Raw genomic sequence first — 638 nt, 5'->3', positions numbered from 1 at the left:
GTCGGCTCAAGGAATTGGAGTCGGAGAACGATCGGCTTAAGCGCCTGATCGCCGAGCAGATGCTGGTGATCGACGGCCTGAAGGAATTCAGTCGAAAAAAATGAGCACCCCGACGGGCCGGCGCGAGGCGCTGGAAGTCCTGACTCGGCGRGGGMTATCACGACGCAAGGCATGTTGCTACCTGGGACTGAGTCGCCGGGTGGCGACCTATACGCTCAAGCAACCGGAGAAAGATCGGCGTCTGGGCGAGCAACTGAYTGCGGCTGCGCAGGARGTGCCGCGCTTCGGCTACCGACGGATGTCGGCTTGGCTGGCGCTGGGCGAATCGCGTGTGCGACGAATGTGGCGAGCCTTGCAGCTCAGCATTCCGCGGCGGCGCCCTCGCCGACGTCGTTGCGGCAACGACATACGCCTGCCTGGCGCCACCCAGCCCAATTCGGWCTGGAGCTACGACTTTGTGCACGACCAGTTGGTGGATGGGCGAGCGTTGAAGATGCTTTGCGTGATCGATGAATACACCCGCGAGTGCCTGGCGATCGAGATCGGCGCCAGCCTGCGTTCGCAGGATGTGATCCTAACGCTGTCGCGACTGATGCGCCTGTACGGCAAGCCGGCGTTTGTGCGGTCGGACAACGGGG

Annotated in this window: 1 pseudogene; it reads left to right on the top strand. The window is 63.2% G+C overall.

The features are described 5' to 3' along the window. Window positions 1–638: pseudogene (locus B7G54_RS37850) on the top strand (DDE-type integrase/transposase/recombinase); the annotation flags it as partial.

The sequence above is a fragment of the Burkholderia puraquae genome (assembly GCF_002099195.1).
Classification (GTDB): Bacteria; Pseudomonadota; Gammaproteobacteria; order Burkholderiales; family Burkholderiaceae; genus Burkholderia; species Burkholderia puraquae.
The sequence above is the reverse complement of the archived record's forward strand: the minus strand, read 5'-3'. Positions and strand labels throughout refer to the sequence as shown.